16 protein-coding genes are annotated in these 22083 nt (G+C 69.9%); 4 read left to right on the top strand and 12 right to left on the bottom strand.

Annotation, left to right across the window (positions count from 1 at the left end; all coding sequences use genetic code 11):
• Positions 1–4: 4 nt before the first annotated feature.
• Genes ACWH49_RS22750 through ACWH49_RS22740 form a run of 3 tightly spaced genes read left to right on the top strand, consistent with a single transcriptional unit; the run spans position 5 to position 2705 of the window.
• On the top strand, positions 5–901 hold the full coding sequence (locus tag ACWH49_RS22750; protein ID WP_448173516.1) for an ATP-binding protein: 897 nt from the start codon (positions 5–7) through the stop codon (positions 899–901).
• Positions 898–2193: an HD domain-containing phosphohydrolase gene (locus ACWH49_RS22745; RefSeq protein WP_448173515.1), complete on the top strand. Its 1296-nt coding sequence runs from the start codon at positions 898–900 to the stop codon at positions 2191–2193. Before ACWH49_RS22750 ends, ACWH49_RS22745 begins: the two co-directional genes overlap by 4 nt.
• Entirely contained in the window at positions 2190–2705 is a 516-nt protein-coding gene (locus ACWH49_RS22740) for a response regulator (RefSeq protein WP_448173514.1), read from the top strand. Before ACWH49_RS22745 ends, ACWH49_RS22740 begins: the two co-directional genes overlap by 4 nt.
• A gap of 61 nt (positions 2706–2766) precedes the next feature.
• On the opposite strand, the gene ACWH49_RS22735 is transcribed toward ACWH49_RS22740, so the two are convergent.
• The 10 genes from ACWH49_RS22735 to ACWH49_RS22690 form a co-directional block, all read right to left on the bottom strand.
• Entirely contained in the window at positions 2767–3747 is a 981-nt protein-coding gene (locus ACWH49_RS22735; protein WP_448173513.1) for a response regulator, read from the bottom strand.
• A gap of 8 nt (positions 3748–3755) precedes the next feature.
• Positions 3756–5054: an EAL domain-containing response regulator gene (locus tag ACWH49_RS22730; protein WP_448173512.1), complete on the bottom strand. Its 1299-nt coding sequence runs from the start codon at positions 5052–5054 to the stop codon at positions 3756–3758.
• Positions 5055–5061: 7 nt separating this feature from the next.
• Complete coding sequence (locus ACWH49_RS22725; RefSeq protein ID WP_448173511.1) at positions 5062–9159, bottom strand: PAS domain-containing protein; 4098 nt, start codon at positions 9157–9159, stop codon at positions 5062–5064.
• The gene (locus ACWH49_RS22720) at positions 9156–9470 is read right to left on the bottom strand and encodes a circadian clock KaiB family protein (RefSeq protein ID WP_448173510.1); all 315 of its coding nucleotides are present in this window, start codon (positions 9468–9470) and stop codon (positions 9156–9158) included. Before ACWH49_RS22720 ends, ACWH49_RS22725 begins: the two co-directional genes overlap by 4 nt.
• Before the next feature lies 1 nt (position 9471).
• The gene (gene kaiC / locus ACWH49_RS22715; protein WP_448173509.1) at positions 9472–11199 is read right to left on the bottom strand and encodes a circadian clock protein KaiC; all 1728 of its coding nucleotides are present in this window, start codon (positions 11197–11199) and stop codon (positions 9472–9474) included.
• A 14-nt stretch (positions 11200–11213) separates the two neighbouring features.
• The gene (locus ACWH49_RS22710) at positions 11214–12377 is read right to left on the bottom strand and encodes an OmpA family protein (protein WP_448173508.1); all 1164 of its coding nucleotides are present in this window, start codon (positions 12375–12377) and stop codon (positions 11214–11216) included.
• Positions 12378–12403: 26 nt separating this feature from the next.
• On the bottom strand, positions 12404–13981 hold the full coding sequence (locus tag ACWH49_RS22705) for an ice-binding family protein (RefSeq protein WP_448173507.1): 1578 nt from the start codon (positions 13979–13981) through the stop codon (positions 12404–12406).
• 126 nt (positions 13982–14107) lie between these two features.
• Positions 14108–14323 (bottom strand): response regulator transcription factor, encoded by a 216-nt coding sequence (locus ACWH49_RS22700; RefSeq protein ID WP_448173506.1) that lies wholly within the window; start codon positions 14321–14323, stop codon positions 14108–14110.
• 10 nt (positions 14324–14333) lie between these two features.
• The gene (locus ACWH49_RS22695) at positions 14334–14768 is read right to left on the bottom strand and encodes a response regulator transcription factor (protein WP_448173505.1); all 435 of its coding nucleotides are present in this window, start codon (positions 14766–14768) and stop codon (positions 14334–14336) included.
• Complete coding sequence (locus ACWH49_RS22690) at positions 14755–16878, bottom strand: ATP-binding protein (RefSeq protein ID WP_448173504.1); 2124 nt, start codon at positions 16876–16878, stop codon at positions 14755–14757. Before ACWH49_RS22690 ends, ACWH49_RS22695 begins: the two co-directional genes overlap by 14 nt.
• On the opposite strand from ACWH49_RS22690, the gene ACWH49_RS22685 reads away from it, so the two are divergent.
• A complete protein-coding gene (locus tag ACWH49_RS22685) occupies positions 16877–17779 on the top strand; it encodes a Crp/Fnr family transcriptional regulator (RefSeq protein ID WP_448173503.1) in 903 nt (300 codons plus the stop codon). The genes ACWH49_RS22690 and ACWH49_RS22685 overlap by 2 nt on opposite strands.
• Positions 17780–17847: 68 nt before the next feature.
• Here ACWH49_RS22685 and mgtA read toward each other — a convergent pair whose 3' ends face one another.
• Positions 17848–20646 carry a magnesium-translocating P-type ATPase gene (gene mgtA / locus ACWH49_RS22680; RefSeq protein ID WP_448173502.1) on the bottom strand — a complete coding sequence of 933 codons (2799 nt, stop codon included), beginning with the start codon at positions 20644–20646 and terminating at the stop codon, positions 17848–17850.
• Entirely contained in the window at positions 20622–22058 is a 1437-nt protein-coding gene (locus ACWH49_RS22675; protein ID WP_448173501.1) for a phenylacetate--CoA ligase family protein, read from the bottom strand. Before ACWH49_RS22675 ends, mgtA begins: the two co-directional genes overlap by 25 nt.
• Positions 22059–22083 lie beyond the last annotated feature (25 nt).

Here is a 22083-nt window from a genome sequence, read left to right as displayed (position 1 = left end):
GGCCATGACCGAATCCGAACTCATCTCGCTGCAGCGCGCGAACGACGAGCTTCGCGCGCTGAATCAAAGCCTGCGCAGCGCGCAGGCCCAGTTGCTGCAAGCCGAACGGCTGGCGTCGATCGGCCAGCTCGCCGCCGGCGTGGCGCATGAAATCAACAACCCGATCGGCTACGTGTTCTCGAACTTCGGCACGCTGGAAGCCTATCTCGAGCGCCTGTTCGAGATGCTCGAAGCCTACGAGCAGGCCGAAGCGGCGTTGGCCGACAGCGCCATCGCGGCCCGACTCGCGGCGCTTCGCACCCGCGTCGAACTCGACTACCTGAAGCAGGACATCCCGATGCTGATGGGCGAGTCCAAGGAAGGCCTGTCGCGCGTGCGCAAGATCGTGCAGGACCTGAAGGACTTCTCGCGTGTGGACACGGCCCAGGAGTGGGTCTGGGCCTCGCTGCATCAGGGCATCGACTCGACGCTGAACATCGTCGCGAACGAGATCAAGTACCGCGCCGACGTGAAGCGCGAGTACGGCGCCCTGCCCGACATCGAATGCCTCCCGTCGGAGCTGAACCAGGTGTTCCTGAACCTGCTCGTGAACGCGGCGCATGCGATCGGCCCGCAGCGCGGGCTGATCGTGGTTCGCAGCGGCGTTGCAGGGGACCAGGTCTGGGTCGAGGTGGAGGACAACGGCAGTGGCATCCCGGCCGGACACATGGCGCGAATCTTCGACCCCTTTTTCACCACCAAGCCGGTCGGTCGCGGCACCGGCCTGGGCTTGTCGTTGGCCTATGGCATCGTGCAGAAGCATCATGGCCGCATCGATGTGCGCAGCGAACCGGGCCACGGCACCTGCTTCCGCGTCACGCTGCCGGTGCGACGCCCGGCCGTCGAAGGCGTCGCGACATGACGGCCGCGAACCCGTCCTGGACGCTGCTCGCCGTCGATGACGAGCCCAACATCCTGGCCGCGCTGCGGCGGCTGTTCCGTGCCACGGGCTGGCGCGTCCTGACCGCCGGACACGCCGAAGAGGCCCTGGCGATGCTCGCCACGGAACCCGTCGATGCCGTGCTGTCGGACATGCGCATGCCGGGCATGGACGGTGTGCAGCTGCTCGAACGCGTCAGCCAGGGCTGGCCGCGCACGGCGCGGCTGTTGCTGACCGGCCAGGCCGAACTGGGCTCGACGATCGCCGCCATCAACCGCGGCCGGCTGCATCGCTACATCGTCAAACCCTGGAACGATGCCGAACTGGTCTTGACGCTCCGCCAGGTCGCGCAAGGTCAGCAACTCGAGGCGGAGAAGCAGGCGCTGGAGCGGCTGACGAGACAGCAGAACGACGAGTTGAAGGCACTGAATGCGGGCTTGGAGGCGCGGGTCGCGCTGCGCACCGAAGAGCTGGCAGGCGCCAACGACCGGCTCAGGCGCAACTACCTGACCTCGATCAAGGCCTTCACCGCCCTGATCGAGCTGCGCGGCAGTGCCCAGGTCGGACACGCGCGGCAGGTCGCCGACCTGACCCGGCGCATTGCGCAGGCGATGACGTTGGAGCCCGGCGTCGTCCACGATCTGCCGATCGCCGCGCTGCTGCACGACATCGGCCACATCGGCCTCAGCGATGCGGTGCTGGCGCGACCCGTGAACCGGCTCGACCGCGACGAACTGCAGCGCTACCGGCTGCACCCCATCCTCGGCGAGCAGGCCTTGCTGGCCAGTGACGACATGCAGGGCGTCGCGCCGCTGATCCGCGCCCACCACGAGCGCTGGGACGGGCAAGGTTTCCCGGATGGATTGCGCGGCGCGGCGATCCCGATCGGGGCGCGCATCCTCGCGGTGGCCGACGCCTTCGAGGACCTGCGCAGCAGCCGGATCGACGGCCAGGCGTTGAGCCCGCTCGATGCCCGCCGCGCCGTGCTCGCCGGGCGCGGCAGCCAGTTCGACCCGACCGTCGTCGACGCCTTCGCGAGCCTGTTCTCGGCCGCACCCCCCAAGCCGACCGTGTCGACGCTGCGGCTGCGCACGGCGGACCTGCGCGCCGGCCAGACGCTGGCGCAGGATTTCGTATCGGCCGAAGGCGTGCTGCTGCTGTCGGCCGGCCAGCGGCTGAACGACGACCTGATCGGCCGCATCCGCGCCTTCGAGCGCAAGCACGGCCTGGCGCTGATGCTGGCCGTCCAGTTGTCCCCGGAGACCGGACGGTGAAGCGCCTGCTGGTCGTCGATGACGAGCTGCCAGTGCTGCACGCCCTGCGGCGCCTGCTGAAGCGGCACTTCGAGCCGCAGCAACTTGGTGTGGAAGTCTGCGTCGATCCGCTGCACGCCCTGCAGCGCCTGCAGCAGGCGCGCTTCGACGTCCTGATCAGCGACTACCGCATGCCGCGCATGGACGGCGTGACGCTGCTCGCCCGGGCCCGCGACTTGGACCCGCGGATCGTGCGCTTGATGCTGAGCGCCGCTGCCGAGTTCAGCACCGTGGTGGCGGCCGTGAATCGTGCCGGGGTCTTCCGCTACATCCCGAAGCCATGGAGCGAACCCCATTTGCTGGCCGATCTGCGTGCTGCGCTGGAGTTCGACCCTTGTGCCACGCTGGGCCCCGGCGAACTGGAACGACGCCGGCTCGAGGCGCTGGAGCCCGGCATCACGCGGGTCGATTGGGGCCCCAATGGCGAGGTGCTGATGCCGGGCCACCTGGCGACGCGACCGAGCCGGCTCTGAGCCCGCTGTCGTCAAGGCCAACCGAAAGCACCGCACGGCGAATCCCAACCGCCGCCAGGCGCTAGGACGACAAGACCGCGTGCAGCTTGCCGGTGAGCGACTGTCGCGTAAAGGGCTTGACCACGAAGGCAGCCGCGCCGGCCTCCAGGCTGTTCAGCAACGCCACCTTGCTGGCGTCCCCGGTCATCATGACGATGGGGATGTGGGCCAGGTCGGGCGACGCCTTCAGCCGCTGCGTGAATGCCACCCCGTCGAGACCCGGCAGGTGAATGTCCATCAGGATCACGTCCGGCGGTTGCCGCCGGAGTTGTGTCAGTGCGGCGGCGCTGTCGACTGCGAAGACCGTTTCCCAGTCGCCGGGGTCGAGCGCCCGGTCGACCAATGTGCGTGCAAATTCGTCGTCCTCCACCACCATGACCAGTGGCCGCATTCGCGCAATCTGCTCCACCAGGATGCGCGTCGCCGCCAGCGACGGCTCGATGACGCCCTTCAGTCGTCGTGCCCAGGAATCGACGGCCGCGCCACCCGCCCCGGCGGTTGCCAGCCGCTCGGTCGCGCCGATTTCGCGGCCGATCAGCCGATCCAGCTCGCCCACATGGCGCGCATGTGCATACAGCTCCGCCGGCCGCGGCACGTCCGCACGAACCGCGGTCACGGCGCGACAGGCGTTCCACACGCTCATCGCCAGGCGCGGTCCGTCGTGGCTGTGCGGCCAATAGAGCACGTAGTCGTCGAAGTACGCTTGCTTGCACAGTGCGAAGACGGCCTGGACCTCGTCCTTGCTGCACAGGATGATCGTTCGATGCGGGTGGAGTTGCGGCGCACCTCCCAGGCGATACAAGCCGAGGTAATAGCGCTGCGCCTTGTCGAGGCGGTCGAAGGCGAGCACCAGGACATCGGGGCGGTTCTTCTCGAAATCCTGCAGGAACCTGTCGCCGTCGGTCGACAGCTCGACGTTCGCGAAGTCGGCCGCCAGCTGGCGCGCGATCTGCTGCGCGTCATCGACGCTGTCCGAAGCCACCAACACCTGGGCGGTGCTCATCGCGTGCTTCACGCCATCAGCCTCGGTCGCTTGGCCTCCCAGTCCGTCAGCCAGTCCTGCAGCCGCTCGGCCGGCATCGGCCGGCCGATGAAGTAGCCCTGCGCGACATCGCAGCCGATCTCGCGCAGGAAGCTCCAGTCGTCTTCGGTTTCGACGCCTTCGGCCACCGTCTGCAGGCCGAGCCGCTGGGCAATGCCGACGCTGCCTTCGAGCATCGGACGAATCAGCAGGTTCTCGCGCGCGCCGTGCACGAAGCCGCGATCGATCTTCAGCTCGGTGAACGGCACATCGCGCAATTGCGCCAGTGACGAATGGCCGGTGCCGAAGTCGTCGATCGACAGCCCGAACCGCTGCATGCGCAAGCGCACCAGCGTCTCGAGGGGTGCCGACGCCAGTGCCATCACGCGGCTCTCGGTGACCTCCAGCGTCAGGTCCTGCGGCGACAGGCAGCTGTGTCGCACCAGCCGGCCCACCTTGCCCGCGAAGTCCGGCGCGCGCAGGTTCTCCATCGACACGTTGACGGCCATGTGAATGTGCAGCGCATCCTGGTGCCACAGCCCGAGCTGCGCGAGCGCGGCCGCCAGCACCCAGTCGGTCAGCGCGTCGATGACGCCGCAGTCCTCGGCCAGGCCGATGAATCTGTCCGGGAACACCAGTCCGTGTACCGGGTGATTCCAGCGCACCAGGGCCTCGGCGCCGACGAGCGCGCCGGTGCGCAGGTCGACCTTGGGCTGGTAATGCAGGACCCATTGCTCGGCGCGCTGCGCCGCACGCAGTTCGGTGGCCGTGTAGGCCGGTGGTGGCGCGGCGTCGGGCGGCAACGGCTGCCAGCGGCTCAGCAGGCCGTGCAACGCGGTGCGATTCGCGGGCTTCTGCAGGGCACCGAGGATCAGCAGTCGGCGCCCGGCAAGGAGCTTCTGCACGGCGTGGATGATGCGGGGCCCCTCGCCGCTCAGCAGGATGATGTTGCCGCAGAAGCCGTCGTCGCTGAGGCGTCGCAGGAACTCGATGCCGTCGACGTCTGGCATGTTGAGGTCGCAGACGACCACGTCGACGCAGGCCGGGCGTTCGCTCAGCAACTGCAGCGCGGCGTGGGCGTTCGAGGCGGTGCCGATCATCTCGTAGCCCATGCTGCGCAGCATGCGCGACTGCATCCCGAGCATGAAGGGATCGTCGTCGACGAGCAGCAGGCTGGGCTGGCGGCGCGGGGCGGCGATGCCCTCCGGCCACGTGAGTGCTTCGGGCGGACCCAGCGCGAGCGGCAGGGTCGCGACGAACGGCGGCCAGATGTCGGACAGGTCTTCCATGGCGGCCCTATGTCGTGGCAAGGTAGGCGTGGACGGCGCGCAGTTCGCTCGCGAAGCTCACGAGCAGGTCGGGCAGCGTCGGCGCCCGCGGCGCGCTTACGGCGGCCTCCTCGATGTCTGCACACAGCTGCCCCAGATGAAGCGCGCCGATCGCGCGTGCGGCCGACTTCAGCTTGTGGGCCAGATCGGCCAGGGTGTCCATCGTGCCAAGGGCGTGCGCCCGCGCGAACTCGGCAGCCGAGTCGTTCGTGGTGGCCCGAAAGGCGCTCAGCACTTCACGGATCACCTGCGGGTCGTTGCCGATCAGGTCGACGAGCACCTGCAGGTCCGCGGGCGGGTGCGCGCCGCCGGGGGCCGCTGCGTCCGCGCCCTCGCGCGTACGCGCCGGCGCCGGAGCGAGCATCGATTCGATCGCTGCCTTCAACTGCGCCAGCCGCACCGGCTTGCTGAGGTACCCGTCCATGCCCGCCTGCCGGCAGCGCAACTCCTCGTCGCGAAGCGCGTTGGCGCTCAACGCGATGATCGGCAGGTGCGCGTCGCCCGCCTCTTCGGCGCGCACCGCCGCCGCCAGCGTGTAGCCGTCCATCTCCGGCATGTGCAGATCGGTCAGCAGCAAGGCATGCCCGCCGCGGCGCCAGCAGGCCAGCGCGTGCAGGCCGTTGGCCGCCATCTCGGCGCGGTAGCCGAGCAGGTCGAGCTGCTTCGCGAGGACCTTCTGGTTGATCTCGTTGTCCTCCGCCACCAGGATCGTCACGTTGGACGCGGGGCGGTGAACGCGGTCCGCAGGGGCTGCATCGCGCTCGGGGCAAGCACCCGCCTCCGCCAATTCCGCGGTCGGCGGCAGACCGGCTGCCAGCGCCACGCTGCGCAGGAAGACGGCGCGGTGCAGGCATTCGCCGTCCAGGCTGACCTGGTCCGCCTTCTGCCGGCGCGGGCGGCGGCGCCGACCGGTCTCGATCAGGATGTACGCGGGCGTTTTCGTGAGCGGGTTTCCCGCGACGGCGCGGCAAAGCGCCAGCACCGCGTCGGCCCGGTCGGCGGGTTCGGCGATGACCACGACGCACGGGCCGGCGGCGATGCCGCGCAGCCAGGCCTCGGCGCCTGCCGGCGTCTCGGTGCAGCGCACGACGCCACCGGCGTGAACGAGGTAGTCGGCCAGGTCGGCGACCCGCGACGCGGCGCCGATCAGCAGGCACGTCAGCCCCGCCAGGCCCTGCGCCGGCGGCGCCCATGCCGCCGCGTCGTCGACCGGCAGCACCATCGGCAGCCGCACCGTGAACGTCGACCCCTGGCCCGGTTCGCTGCGCACCGCGATGTGGCCGCCCATCAGTGCGACGAGACGGTGCGAGATGCTCAGGCCCAGCCCGGTGCCTCCGAAGCGCCGCGTCGTGCTGGCGTCGGCCTGCGTGAAAGGCGAGAAGAGGCGCTCCAGCGTCTCGCCTTCCATGCCGATGCCGTTGTCCTGCACGACCAGCTCGAGCGAATCGGCGCCATCGGACGCGACGCGCACGGCCCGCAGCGAGATCACCCCCGGCCGCCCCTGACCGTGGCTGAACTTGATCGCGTTGCCGACCAGGTTCAACAGGATCTGGCGCAGCCGCGGCGCGTCGCCGAGCATCCGCGCCGGCAGGCGCGGGTCGGTGTAGAGGTACAGGCCGACGCCCTGGTTGTCGGCGAGCAGGCCGAGCGCATCGCAGACGCTTTCGACCACCATCGCCACGTCCATCGGCTCGCTGTCGATGACGAACTGGCCGGCCTCGATCTTCGAGAAGTCGAGCACGTCGTCGACGATCGCCAGCAGCGCACAGGCCGACTCGCGCACCGTCTTCACCATGTCGCGCTGGTCCGGCCGCAACCGGCTTTCTTCCAGCACGTCGATCATGCCGATGACGCCGTTCATCGGCGTGCGGATCTCGTGGCTCATCGTCGCCAGGAACGACGACTTGGCGCGGTTCGCCTGCTCCGCCAGCTCGCGCGCCTTCTCGAGTTCGAGCGTGCGGTGACGCACCCGGTCCTCCAGCCCGGCGTTCAGCTGGCGCAGGGCTTCCTCGTTCTGGCGGCGCGCACCGATGTCGCGCTTGATCGAGACGAAGTGCGTGCGGCCCTCGCCCGTCAACGCGACCGGGGTGACGTCGATTTCGACCCAGTGCGGCACGACCAGGCGCGTGTACTGCTGCAGCTCGGCATGCACCGGTTCGCGCCGGGCGATCGCCGCATGGACCCGCGCGAGTTCGGCGCTGTCGGTGAGCGGGCCGTTCAGTAAGTCCGGCGACCGGCCGAGCACCTCGTCACGTGCGTAGCCGCTCGCCCGCTCGAACGCGTCGTTCACGAACACGATGCGCATGCCGCGCGCCAGTTCCGGGGCGGCTTCGCAGACGATGACGATGTCGTTCAGCTGCGCGACGCTGGCCTCGAGCAACTGCAGCTGCCGGCGCGCGGAGCGGCGCTCGGTGACGTCGCGGAAGTAGACCGACAGGCCGTCGCTCGACGGGTGGCAGTCGATGCCGACCCACATCTGCAGCGGCGCATAGTGGGCCTCGAAACTGACGCCGCTCTGCCCGCTCATCGCGCGCTGGTAGTTCTGTTCGAAGACGGAGCCGCGGGCATCCGGGAAGACGTCCCACATGCCCTGGCCCACCAGCGCATCCCGGTCCCGGCCCAGCAGGCGGCCGGCCTCGCGGTTCATGTAGGTGATGCGCCATTCCCGATCGAGCGTCAGAAAGCCGTCGGTGATGCTCTCGAGCGTGTTGGTCAGGCGCTGCGCCAGCTGCTGGGTCTCCAGCAGCGCGCGCTTGCGCTCGGTGATGTCCTGCAGCGCGCCCTGGATGCGCACGATCTCGCCGCTGGCGTCGCGCACCGCCTCGCCCATCGTGCGCACCCAGAAGCGCCGCCCGGTTCGCGAGATCTTCTCCGCCTCGATGTCGTACGGCACGCCGGCCGTGGCGCAGCGCTCGACCACCTCGCGCATGCCGGCCTGGTATTCGGCCACGAAGGAGGAGATGCCGTCCTCGAGCGTCGGCGAGAAGCCCGCCGGCTCGTCGTGCAGCGCCGCGACGATGTCGGACCAATAGAGATGCCGGGTGCGCATGTCCAGCATCCAGCCGCCGACCTTGGCGATCCGACCGGCCAGGTCCAGCATCGCCTGGCTGTCGCGAAGCGCCTCCTGCGCACGCCGCGCCTCGGTCACGTCGCGCGCGATGCCGATGACGCCGATCACCGCGCCGCGCGAATCGCGATACGGCGCACGCGTCGCGTGGAAGATGCGGCGCCCCGGCACGCCGGTCAGCCACTTCTCGGTGACCTGGACGGCGCCCTCGGCGAAGAGCGCACGGTCCTTGTCGACGAGCGTCGCGGCCTCCGACGCGCCGTACAGCGCCAGGTCGTCGCAGCCGAGGATCTGGTCGATCGGCCGCCCGATGAACTGCGCCAGCGCGTTGTTGCACAGCAGGTAGCGGCCGGACGTGTCCTTGATGTAGACGACGTCGGGCGTGCCGTCGGCCACCGCCTGCAGCAGCTCGGTGCTGCGCCGGCTGGCCCGCTCGGCGCGGGCGCGGTCGCTGACGTTGATGTGCATGACCACCGCACCGGCCTGGCGACCGGCCTCGAGCCGCGTGGCCGTCAACAGGAACGATCGCTGCTCGTCGGGCGAATCGCACGGGTATTCGGTCGAGTAGCCGCTGCGCTCGCCGGCCAGCACGGCGCGCAGCCCGGTGGCCACGGCCTGCGCCTGGGCCGCGTTCGGGTCCCGGGCGTCGTTGCAAACGTCCAGGTAGTTGCGACCGATGCCGTGGTTGAGATCCCGCAGGCCGTTCTGATCGGCGAAGCGGCGCCACGCGTCGTTGACCGCGGTGATCACGCCGTCGGCGTCGAGCAGCGCGACATGTGCCGGCAGCGCGTTGAGCAGCGCCGCCTGCTTGCTCGCCTCCTGGTAGCGCAGCTGCTCCTGGGCACCGCGCAGCACGAGGACGCGGCCGTTCGAATCGGCCACCGTGTCGAGCTGGCCGGCGGTGAGCGCCTCGAGCTGCTGCTCGGTGTCGTGCAGGGTCTGGATCAGCGCGGCAATCCGGGCGGGTCGGCCCGGGTCCACGACGGGCGGGGCGGTCACGGGTCGATCCGCGCGGCGGCCGCGGGCTCCGGCAGGTTGAGCGCCCGGAGCAGGGTCGCGGTGTCGCTGAGGGTGCCGATCACCTTGCGCACCGGCAGCGGGCTCAGCCGGACCAGCGTGGGCGTCATGAAGATGCCGTCGGCCGCCGCCCGCTCGGGCTCGCTGAACACGTCGACGACCTCGATCGCGTGGCGCCGCTCCAGGTGCGTGCGGCACAGCGCCTGCAGGTTGGCCAGCGCACAGGCGGAGTTCACGGCCTCGCCGGCCACGTAGAGCCTGAAGCGGTGGACGGCCTCGTCGGCGACGGACATGTCAGTTGGGGGCCGCGAACGGGGTCTCGTCGGCACCGCGCAGCTCTCGCAGCTGGGTATTCCCGTCGGACGCTTCGCCCACGCGCGACTCGGTGGCGCGCGCCAGCAGCGACTTCTCGGTGCGCTTGGCCACCAGCTCGATCTGCAGCGACTTCAGGCGCACTTCCAGTTCGGCCTCTTCGGCGTCCAGCCGCACCCGCTTGAGTCGCGCGGCGACTTCGGCCGTCTCGGCGGCCAGCCGCACGGCACGCTCCTTCTCCCAGCGCAGCGTTCCCATCAGCACCTCGCCGCCGGCGGTGTAGATGTCGGCCAGGGTCACGCCGTCGTCGCCGAGCACCAGTTCGCGAACCTGGTTCGAATGCGCGGTGCCGCGCGACTTGATGATGGACAGCCCGCGATTGCGTTCGCCGGCCTGCACGAGATAGCTGAGGTGGATCCAGGTGTCGGCGAGCGTCGAGACGTGCAGCGGCGAGCCGGAGCCGACGCCGCCGCTGAGCTCGTCCAGCAGGCTGGTGCAGACGAGCGTCATCCCGTCGGCCTTCGACCAGTCGATCAGCCGCTCGGCGACGCCATGCGCCGTCAACTCGTTGCCGGCCTTCGACAACGTCGACACCGGATCGATCACGAGGCAGCGCGCCCCGTGCGCCAGCGCCAGGTCCTTGATCCGCACCAGGAAGGTCTCCGCGCTGCCGGTGATCGCGCGCGCCGAGACCATCTGCAGCAGGCCACTGGCGACATAGCGTTCGAGCTGGATGCCGACCGACGCCAGGTTGCGCACGACCTCGCTGCCGTCCGAGTCGAAGCTGACGAAGAGCGTGCGCTCGCCGCGCGCACAGGCGGCTTCGGCGAACGCGCCGCTCAGCGTGGTCTTCGCCGTGCCGGGGAACCCAGTGACGAGCACGGTCGCGCCGCGGTAGTAGCCGCCGCCCAGCATCGTGTCGAGGCGCGCCACGCCGCTGCCGACCCGTTCGGTGCTGACCAGCGCGTCGACACGCCCGAGCTTGCGCGTGATGGCGACGTCGAACCCGGCCGGGCCGATCACGAACGGCGATTCGTTCTCGTCGAACGTGGAGCCGCGGTACTTCAGCACCCGCAGGTTGCGCTGCGAAACACCCAGCGCGACGTTGTGGTTCAGCGCGATCGCGCAATCGACCATGAACTGCATGAAGGCGTACGGCTGCTCGCCGATGCCGCGGTGGAAGTCGCCGTCCGCCTTGGCGGTGATCAGCGCGGTGAATCCCGAGCGGTTCAGCCAGTCGTGCAGGCGGAAGACCTCGCGCCGCCGCGCGGCGGCGTCGGGCATCAGCTCGAGCATGTTGTCCAGCGCGTCGAAGACGATGCGGTTGGCACCCATCGCGCGCGCCTTCACTTCCAGCACGGCCAGCATGCCACCGAGGTCGAAGCCGCCGGACTGCACCAGGTCCGCCGGCGGCTGGGCGTCGACGAAGGCGAGCCGTCCCGGCTGCAGCGCATCGAGCGCCCAGCCGAAACCGGCGAGGTTGGTGGCGATGCGGGTCGGGCTTTCCTCGAACGCGACGAAGATGCCCGGCTCGTCACGGTACCTGGCGCCGTGCACGAGGCTCTGCATCGCGAAGATCGTCTTGCCCGAACCCGGCCCGCCCACCAGCAAGGTCGTGCGTCCCCGCGGCAGGCCGCCGCCGCTGACCTGGTCGAAGCCGGCGATGCCGGTGAGCGCCTTGTGCAGCGGCGCGGCGGGAGTAGTGTCCACGAGAGGCGCCTTGCTCAGCGCGTGCCGGTCACTTCGACCTCGACCCGGCGATCGGGCTGCAGGCAGGCGATCAGGCGGGCGGTGGGCAGGCTGCCCCGGCAGTCCTCCGGCTTCGTGACCGGGGCCGACTCGCCCTGCCCGACGACCGAGACCTTCGCCGCGTCGACCCCGCCCTGCGCCACGAGGTATTGCTCGACCGCCTTGGCGCGCCGCAGCGAGAGGGCCTGGTTGTACGACGGCGAGCCGAGGCGGTCGGTGTGGCCCTCGACCTTGATCACCTCGAAGCGCGTGCCGTTCAGTTCCTTCGCGAACCGGTCCAGCGCCGCGCGGCCTTCTGGCTTCAGCATCGACTGGTCGAAGGTGAACAGCGAGTCGGCGGCGAACCGCACGCGGCGCCGCTCGGCGACGACCGGCACCGGCGCCGGCGCCGGAGCGGGCGGCGCGATGGCGACCACGACCGGCTCCGGCATCGGCGCCGGAACCACTTCGGCGACTCGCGCGGGGCGTGACGCGGACGTCGGCGTGCGACCGATCGGGATCACCAGGCTCACCGAGAACAGGTTCACGTCGCCGCGGTTGCCGACGGCGTCGTTGATGCGGTAGCGCTCCGCTTCGGCGCGCACCAGGAACGCGGGCGTGACCTCGTACTGCAGGCCGGCGCCGAACTTGTAGTTGGCCGCGTGCTTGGAAGGGCTCGTGTTCAGCACCGAGACCGCGCCCGAGCCGCTGAAGGTGTCGCGGGCGTAGGCGTACTGCGCGCCGACGCGCCCGATCACCGACAGGCCGCCGACCACGGGCAAGGTCCCCACCAGGTCGAGGTTCACGCCCTGCAGCTTGATCTGGCCGTTCAGCGCGCCGGCTGGCACGGTCGTCGACGTGAAGCCGAACTTGCCGAGGTTGAAATAGCCCGCCTCGAGCGCGAGGTTCTTGTTGAACTGGTAGCCGCCGAAGACCTTGTATCCGGTGTCGTGCTCGTCGCGCGTCATCGACGTGGTGGTCAGGCCGGCGCCCAGCAGCGTGGCGGTGATGCGCGGCTCGTCGATGCGGGCGCGGGATTGGCCGAGTGCCAGGCCGCCGTAGTAGTAGGCATCCTGGGCACCGGCCGTCGTGGCTGTCATCGCGCCCAGGGCGCCAATACCGGCCAGCCCGAGCAGGTGCATGGTGTTGAGTTTCTTCATCTTGTGCTTTCGATCGGGGCTCGGGGTCAGGGGGCGACGATGGTGGTGTTGACCATCGTGACGGAGGCCGTGAGGCCGAGCGCACGCCCGGTGAGGGTCGTCTGGACGGTCTGGCCGGCGGTCGAGATCGTCACGCCGGCCGGCGCGATGATCGTGCCCGCCATCGCGCTGCCGTCCTCGATCCGGGCCGCGCTGCCGACCTGCCAGAACACGTTGCCGGCCTGTGCGCCGTTGATCAGCATGACCCGGCGCGGCGTGGCGGCGATGCCGACAGTCAGCGCCGCGGCGCTCTGGAACACCCAGACCGCGCCGGTGTCGCCTTGCGCATCGAGCGTCAGGTCGCCGGTCGTGACCGCGAACGTGCCGCCGGCGGACGTGTAGACCCCCGGCGTCAGCACCAGGCCGCCCAGCTGGCCGGCGCCCGGGTCGCTGCCCGCCGGCAGTGCGGCGAGTTCGTTGTACGCGGCCAGCGCGTCGGCCCGCGCCTGCGTGGCGATCGTCATCGACGCCGCGGTCCCCGGTGCGGGCGGAGCGCAGTAGACGCTGCCGTTCACGGCGCCCACGTTGAGAGGCGTCTGCGTGTAGACCGCGTTCGCGTCGTGGAAGCCGGTCATCAGCGTGCAGGCCGCCGTGGTGCCGAGGTGGCCGCCGACCACCGTGTTGATGCCCTGGTTGGTGACGCCCGCGGCGCCGCCGAACGCACCGAAGGATGCCGCCGAGCGCAGGTTGACCGGCGCGAGGCAGGCCTGCGAACCCGTCGCGAAGCTCCAGGTCCGGTCGGCGACCAGCGCGTTGCCGGCCAGGTCCTTGACGCCGTTGGTGCCCGACTTGATGGTGACGACTTGAGTGGCAGCGGCCGCCCACCCGTTCGAGTCGGTCGGCACGAAGCTGGCCACCTGGCTCGGCGCGTCGTAGCTGACCGTGCCGGGCACCGCGACGCCGTTGACGCTGACACCGAAGGTCGCCGTGGTCAGCGTCGTCGCATCCATCGGCTCGCTGAACGTGGCCGTGGCCGACTTCGTCCGGCAGACGGCGGTGCTGCCGTCGGCCGGCGTGATCGAGGTGACGGTCGGCGCCACGAGGTCACCGATGCCGCTGGTGGCGAACGACCACGTGTGGCTGCCGGCGGCGGGTGCAGCCGCGGTGTTGCCGGCCAGCGTGTTGCCGCTCGCGTCGGTGGCGGCTGCGGATACCGTCGCGGTGAACTGGCTGTTGCTGGCCAGCGGGGCCCCGGTCGGCGTGAACGTGGCGGTGCGCGCCGCCGCCGAATAGTCCACCGTGCCGGCCACCGCCGCGCCAAGCGTGGTGTTCGTGACGGTGAAGCTGGCGGCCGTGATCGTCGCCGGGTCCATCGCTTCGCTGAAGGTCGCGGTGATGCGGGTGTTGGTCGCGACGTTGAGCGCGTTGGCGCCCGGCACGGTCAGCACGACGGTCGGGCGCGTGGTGTCGGCGACGGTCGGCGTGGCGGCGGTGACGACGGTCGCCACGGCCGGACTCCCCAGCACGGGGTCGAGGCCGCCACCGCCGCAGCCGGCCACGAAGACCGGCAGCAGCGCGAGGATCAGCGCGGCTCGAGAGGGGAAGATGCTGCGATACAGGTTCATGGGGTCTTCTCTGCGGAGGGCCGCTTCAGGCGATCGGGATCAGGGGCTGTCGAATGCGGGCACCGAGGGGCGCGCCGGTCATGAACAGTAGTGACAGACCGCGCGCCGGGGCATACGTATGCGTACCTACAGGCCGTGAAGACCTGACAGGGACTCGATGCTCATGCGCACGAGTTCGGGGAGATGGCGTGCTTCCATCTTGCGCATCACCTGGGCCCGGTGGATCTCGATGGTCCGGAAGCTGCCGCCCAGCTCGCGTGCAATCAGCTTGCTGCTCAGGCCGGTGACGAGGAGGTCGAAGACCTCGCGCTCGCGCGGGGTCAGGGTCTCGAAGCGGGCCACGACTAGCGGGTCAGGCAGTCGACCCGGGGGCAGCGCCCGGTCGGCGTGACGGGCTCCGGCGCGGTGAATGCGCTCGACCAGCGCGGAGGCGTCGAACGGCTTCTCGATGAAATCGGCGGCGCCGTTGCGCATCGCAGTTGACCGCCATCTCCAGGTCGGCGGCGCCGCTGATGAACACGACGGGCAGGTCCACACCGCGGCGCACGAGCAGGTCGTGCAGGTCGAGGCCCGACATGCCAGGCATCTTCACGTCGAGCAGCAGCACATCCGAGGACGCCAGGTCGGCATGGCCGAGCAGTTCGGCCGGGGAGCCGTAGCAGGTCACGTTCATACCGGCACCGGTCAGCACGCGGCCGAGCAGGTCGCGCATGAAGCCGTCGTCATCGACCGCGACGACGTGGATCGCGGGGGCGACCGCCCGCACAGCCGACTCACGGCCTCGCATGGCGATGGCTTCGAACCCTCGAGAGCAGGCCCTCGAGCGCCGGCAAGTCGATCGGCTTGGTGAGGTAGTCGTCGAACCCGGCCGCGCGCGCCAGGGCGATCGCCTCGGGCAAGGCGTCGGCGCTGAGGGCGACGATGGGGATGCCGGCCGCGCCGATGCGCAGTCTGAGCGTTCGAATCACGTCGAGACCGTGTCCGTCCGGCAGATTCATGTCGAGCACGATCAGGTCCAGCGTCAGGGCGGACACCATCCGTACCCCGCTGGCCGCGGTATCCGCATGGTGCATCTCGACGTGACCCAGGTGCGCCATCATCCGGTCGAGGACCAGTGCGTTGACCGGATCGTCCTCGATGTACAGGACGCCCAGCGAGGTGGCGGCGGAGGCCGGCGTTGCGGCCGTCGCCAGACCGGCAAAGTCGGTTTCCTGAGCCGCATCGCCGTCGTGCTCGGCGGCCCGCAGCGTCACGGTGAAGCAGGACCCGGTGCCGGGTTCCGATTGAACCGACAGTTCGCCGCCCATCGCATCGACCAGCGCCCGGCTGATCGACAGCCCCAGACCGGTACCGCCGCGCTTGCCGCTCGCGGACAGTTGACTGAACGGCTGGAACAGCCCGGGCAACAGGTGGGCGTCAATGCCCCGACCTTCGTCGATCACGTCGATCGCCGACCGATCTGCGGACACCTGGCGCACGTTCACGCGAACGCTGCTTCCCGCGCGGCTGCACTTGAGCGCATTGCTCAGCAGATTCAGCAGCACCTGGGTCAATGCGCGCATGTCGGCGCACACCGCATCCGCGCCCGGCGCGACGGTCCATTCGACGCCGACGCCACGCTGGCGGGTCTCGGGCTCCATGAGGCCGATGCATCGCCTGACGACGCGCCGGGTCGAGACCGACCGCAGATCGACACGTTCCCGACCTGACTCGAGTCGGGCCAGGTCCAGCATGTCGTTCACCAGGGCGAGCAGGTGCGTCGCAGCGCGCTCGATCTGCGTGGCATAGAGGGGCGTGTCGGTGGCGTCGCGCGCGAGGATCTGCGAGAAGCCGAGCACGGCATTCAGCGGCGTGCGCAGTTCGTGACTGACCCTGGACACCAGTTCGCTGCGCAACTGCGCCGATCGCTGGGCGCTGTCTCGCTGGAGCCGCAGGGTCATGTCGGCCTCATGACGCTGTTGTTCGTGGGCGACCGAGGCACTGACGTCGCGCGCCGTTCCGCGAAACCCCACCAGCCTGCCGCCATCGTCCAGCTGCGGAAGCGCCGAGAACGACAGGTAGCGTTCGTCCGGAGCGACGCCCACTGCGATCGTGGCGCGCACGATGCCGCTCCGGCGGGTGAGCAGCGCGTGAAAGGTGGACGGCGGTTGCAGCGCCTGGCCCCGCCCGTCCAGCAACGGGCCATCGGGCAGCAGGGTGCCTTCGGTCAGCAGCTCGTCGCCAAGGTGCGCGGCCAGGTGGGCGGCACTCCACTGCACGTGGTGGTCGATGTCGGCGTCCCAGAGCCAGTCGCCGGAGGCCAGCGCGATGTCGGCCAGTCGGCGCTGATGCGCGCGCAAGTCGAGCGTCGACCTGCGCGCGGCGATCAGCGCCTCCACCGCATGCCCCATGCCCCTCAGCGCGCGCCGGACGGCGCTCGACAAGCGGCGCGGCCGGGTGTCGATCACGCACAGCGTGCCCAGCCGGACGCCGCCGAACGTCAGCGGCTGACCGGCGTAGAACCGGATGTGAGGCGCGCCCGTGACCGACGGGGTGTCCGCGAATCGCGGGTCGGTCCTGGCGTCCTCGACCTCGAACAGCCGGTCGTGCGCGACGGCGTGCGCGCAGAAGGAACTCGCGATCGGCGTTTCCGTGGCGAGCAGCCCGATCGACGACTTGAACCATTGCCGCTTGCGATCGAGCAGGCTGATCAGGGCAATCGGACAGCCCGCCAGCACGGCGGCCGCATCGGCCAGCCCATCGAAGCCCGGTTCGGGGGCACTGTCGAGAATGCCCAGACCGCGAAGCAACGCGACGCGTCGGGCCGCGTCGTGCGCGTGCCCCGCCGCCGCCGTCGGCGCGGCGTCGGCCGGGGCCGAGCCCCCGATGAACGCTGCGCCGAACACTGCTTGATCCATGTCGCCTTCCCCTGGAGTTGATGCGGGCGACAGACGGCTGTCGGCCGGGCCGGGACGTTGCAGCAAACCACCCCGGAAATCTAGCGGTCACCGCCCAGATCGCGTGCGTCAAAAAACGTGGCCGAAAGTGGACGGGCAGCCGCAAAAGAGCGCAAAGTCGGCCATGACCGAGATCCCCTGCACGGAGTGCCCGCTGCGACCGCTGCCGCTGTTCGTCCAGCACACCGACGAGGAACTGCGACTGGTGCAGTCACTGAAGCGTCGCGAATTGCGCCTGCGGGCGGGCGAGACGTTGATTCAGGAGGGCCAGACCGACGCGCCACTGTTCACCTTGCTGTACGGATGGGCGTTCCGGTTCAAGACCTTGCGTGACGGTCGTCGACAGATCCTCGGCTTCCTGATGGGCGGCGACTTCATCGGCGTGCAGCAGAAGATGGGCGACGCCTCGGCCCACGGCGTCGACACGCTCACCGACGCGTTGTTCTGCGTCTTCCAGCGAGATTCGCTGTGGGAGCTGCACCGTGGCTCGCTGTCGATGGGTTTCAACATCACGTGGCTGGCGGCACACGAGGAGTCGATGCTGGACGAGACGCTGCTGTCCGTCGGTCGACGCAGCGCGGATGAGCGGGTCGCCAGCCTGCTGATTCTCCTGTTCAAGCGCGCGGCGGCGCTGCAGGCGGACGGCGGGGCGTCCGGCGTGCCGTTTCCGCTGACTCAACAACACATTGCCGACGGCCTCGGTCTGTCGCTGGTCCACACCCACAAGACCTTGCGCAAGCTCGAGAAGCGCGGACTGCACCGGATCGAGAACGGCCGTCTTCGCCTGTTCGACATCAAGGCGATGGCGCGCCTGGCGGAGTTGTACGGCGACGGTCGGCCCCCTGCCCGTCCTCTCGTCTGATCCGGCGAAGGATCGCGCGCCGCGCAGAACCACGAAACGGGGTCGGCCGAAGTCGATGTCGTCGGGCGCTACTGCCAGCCACGGCGGCGAAGGTAGATGCGCTTCATCGCCGTCGCCAGGGCGCCATAGGCCAGCAGCATGGCCACCAGCCAGCCGAAGTACGCGCTGGGCAACGGGACGAACTTGAAGTAGCCCGCCAGCGGACCCATCGGCAGGAAGATGCCGACCGCCACGATGGCCAGCGTCGTGAGAGTCAGCGGCGTGGCGGCGCGGCTCTCCACGAACGGCAGCTTCGGCGTGCGCAGCATGTGGACGACGAGCGTCTGCGTCAGCAGCCCGACGACGAACCAGCCCGATTGGAACAGCGCCTGATTCGCCACGCTGTCGGCCGCGAACACCCACCACATCAGCGCGAACGTGGCCAGGTCGAACAGCGAGCTGACCGGCCCGAAGAACAGCATGAAGCGGCCGATGCCCCGCGGGTCCCAGGCGATCGGCTTCTCCACGAGTTCCGGATCGACATGGTCGAACGGAATGCCGGTCTGCGCGATGTCGTACAGCAGGTTCTGCGTGAGCAGCTGCAGCGGCAGCATCGGCAGGAACGGCAGGAAGGCGCTGGCGACGAGCACCGAGAACACGTTGCCGAAGTTGGAACTCGCGGTCATGCGGATGTACTTGAGCATGTTGCAGAAGGTGCGGCGACCTTCGACGACGCCCTCGTCCAGCACCATCAGGCTCTTCTCGAGCAGGATGATGTCGGCCGCCTCCTTCGCGATGTCCACGGCCGTGTGGACCGAGATGCCGACGTCGGCCGCGCGCAGTGCAGGCGCGTCGTTGATGCCGTCGCCGATGAACCCGACCACGTGGCCGTTCCGCCTGAGCGCCTTCACGACGCGCTCCTTGTGCAGCGGTGCGAGCTTGGCGAACAGCCGGTGGCGTTCGACCGCGCCGGCGAGCTCGCCCTCGCTCATCGACTCGATCTGTGCGCCGAGCAGCACGTCTCCCGCTGCGTCGCCGTCGACCAAGCCGACCTGCCGGGCCACGCTGGCCGTGACGAACTCGTTGTCGCCACTGAGCACCTTGACGTGCACGCCGTGCGATGCCAGTGCCTGCAGGGCCGGCGCGGCGGAGTCCTTCGGCGGATCCAGGAAGGCGACATAGCCGATCAGCGTCAGCCCGGCCTCGTCGGCGACCGAGTAGACGGTCTGGTCGGGCGGCAGGCGTTTGACGGCGACGGCGATGACGCGCAGCCCCTCCTGGTTCAGCCCTTGCGTGACGTGTTTCAGCTGCGCCAGCACGGACGGGTCGAGCGCGCCGTCCTGTGCCGTGGAGCCGCTGCCGGTGCGCACACGGGTGCAGGCGGCCAGCACTTCCTCCACGGCACCCTTGCAGATGAGCTCGTGGTGCTCGTCGCGCTCGGACACGACCACCGACATGCGCCGGCGCTCGAAGTCGAACGGAATCTCGTCGACCTTGCGGTAGTCTTGCGTGAGCTTGAGCTCGGCCGGCAGTTCCACATGCGCGAGCACCGCGCGATCGAGCAGGTTCTTCAGCCCCGTCTGGTAGTGGCTGTTCAGGAACGCGAAATTCAGCGCGTCGCCGGACGGGTTGCCGAACGCGTCGGTGCTCCTTGCCAGGGCCACCTGGTCCTGCGTGAGGGTGCCGGTCTTGTCGGTGCACAGCACGTCCATCGCGCCCAGGGTCTGGATCGCGTCGAGCCGTTTGACCACGACCTTGCGGCGCGACAGCATCACGGCCCCCTTGGCCAGCGTGGAGGTCACGACCATCGGTAGCATTTCGGGGGTCAGGCCGACGGCCACCGAGAGTGCGAACAGCGCGGCCTGCAACCAGTCGCCCTTCGTGAGGCCGTTGATCAGCAGCACGATCGGCACCATCACGAGGCCGAACCGGATCAGCAGCCAGCTCACGCCGTTCACGCCGGCCTGGAACGCGTTCGGCTCCGCCTCGGTCGCCACCACCCTGGATGCGAGCGCGCCGAAATAGGTGCGCCGCCCGGTCGCCACCACCACGACGGTGGCGGACCCGGAGACCACATTGGTGCCCATGAACGCGAGATTGCTCTGAGCGAGCGGCTCGTCGGTGTCGCCAAGGCGCTCGGCGTGTTTCTCGACCGGCAACGATTCGCCGGTCAGCGCCGCCTGCGCGACGAACAGGTCCTTGGCGATGAGCACCCGGCAATCGGCCGGAACCATGTCGCCCGCGGCCAGCACCACGAGGTCGCCACGCACGACCTTCCGGATCGGGATCTCCAGCTGTCGGGAGGCTGCGTGGATCGCCGGATCTCCTGTCGGGGCGGCCCCGCGCCGGATGACCAGCGCGGTGTTGCCCACCAGCGCGACCAGGTGTTCGACGGCCCGCCGGGAGCGCCCTTCCTGTGCGAACCGGATGAGCGTGCTGAGCCCTACCATCACGCCGATCACGACGGTTGCGCGCCGATCCGCGCTCAGGTAGGACACGGTGGCCAGTACCGTCAGCAGGAGGTTGAACGGATCCTTGTAGCAGTGCCAGAGGTGAACCCACCAGGACACCGGCCGGTCGTGCTCGACATCGTTGACGCCGCCATGCGCCAGCCGCGCGGCCGCTTCGCGCACGCTCAATCCGTCGGCGTGTGAGTCGAGCCGGGCGAGTGCACCTGCCGGTGTGTCGTGCGCGACGAGGAGCAGCGACCGGGTCAGTTCGGCGCCCGCGGTGCCTGCCGGTCCGTGACCGGCGAAGGCGTCCACCAGCGGATGCCGGCCGAAGTGCCGCCGCGTGCGGCGTCGACGCAGGAAGCCACTGAACCGTCGGGTCAGGCGGCCCCAGTCTCCCGCCCCGCCTGCGCTCAGGTCGGCACCTGGGCGTGGCATGGTGCAACGGTGCGTTGGGACAGCGTGACGATGCGCTTGATCTTGCCGGTGCGTCCCGGCTGTGCCGGCTCGCCACAGCGGCACCGGATGCGCAAGCCGGGCGCGCCCTGCTCCGCCAGGAACGCCGCGAGCATCCGACCGGCGCGTTGCAGCGTGTCCCGGGCCGTGCCGCCCTGCAGCCCGGACCGCAGCAGCAGGTCCCGGGGTCCCTGCTGGACGAGCTGGAAGTCGAAGAGTCCGGCCTCGTCCTCGAGCACCGTGCTCAGTGCGAGCGGCGACACTTGCACCAGGCGGTCCTTCGCTGCCGAGAAGCACAGCGTGTCGTCGCTGCGGCCCTCGACCTCGATGCGCGGGAGATGCGAGCCGCACGCGCACGCCGTGGCATGGAGGGTCACCCGGTCGCCGAGGTCGTAGCGGATCAGCGGCTGCACATGGTTGGCCAGGTTGGTCAGCAAGGTCGTCGCGCCCGCAATGCCCGGCGGCACCGCGGCGCCGCGTTGGTCGACCGATTCGAGGATCGCCCAGTCGCTGTTGAGGTGCAATTGGCCGAGCCGGCATTCGGACGCGAGCGACAGGAACTCGGAGGCGCCGTAGCTGCTGGCCACCGGGCAGTCGAACGCATCAGCGACAAAGCGGCGCATCGACGGCGTGACCGTCTCGCCCCCCAGCCACACTTCGTTCAGGCCCACGCGCAGCCGCCCGGCACGTCGTTCCGCGGCCAGCAGCACTGCGGCGCTCGGGTAGGTGGCCAGGCTTGTCGGCCCCCATGCATTCAACCGGGCCACGAGCTCCGGCATCGGCAACAGCAGCGAGACGGCGAGCATGCGTGCGCCGAGCAGCGGGTTCAGGCGACGCAGCCGCTCGATCGACACGATGCTCGCGAAGTGCCCGCCGATGGCGCCGACGAACGCCGTCCTCGCCTGCATGCCCCACGGGTCCCACCAGCCCTGGAACGGGCGCAGCGCCGGCCGGCGCAGTCCCTCGAGCGCGTCGTAGGTGGCCATCGCCGCACTGTCCTGGACGAAGACACCAGGCTCGCCGCTGCTGCCGGAGCTCTCCCACACCGTGTAGCGCCCGAGGAACGGCGCGGCGATGCGCGTCGGGTCGGCGACGAATGCGCGCAGCGCAGCCAGGCGCAGATCCGGGTCGCAGACCCAGTCCGCGAACCGGGCCATCAGCTGGGCCTTGTGCATGACCGGAAGGGATTGCAGCGAGAGCGTGGACATCTCGCGCCCGCGCAGCAGGCGCCGGTACAACGGCGAATCGCGCGCCACAGCGGCCAGCAGCGCGGTCAGCCGCGCCCGGCGACGGGTGTCGAGCCCGGCGTCGTCGGCCAGCGACGCGGCCGCGACGTCCGCGGCGAGGGCGCAGGATCGCCAGGCATCGAACGGCGGCAATGCGGTGCCCAGCACGCTCACCCCTCGAGGAACGCGACGG

The sequence above is a fragment of the Rhizobacter fulvus genome, assembly GCF_964020785.1.
Note: the sequence above shows the minus strand (reverse complement) of the source record. Positions and strands in the feature narration are given on the sequence as shown.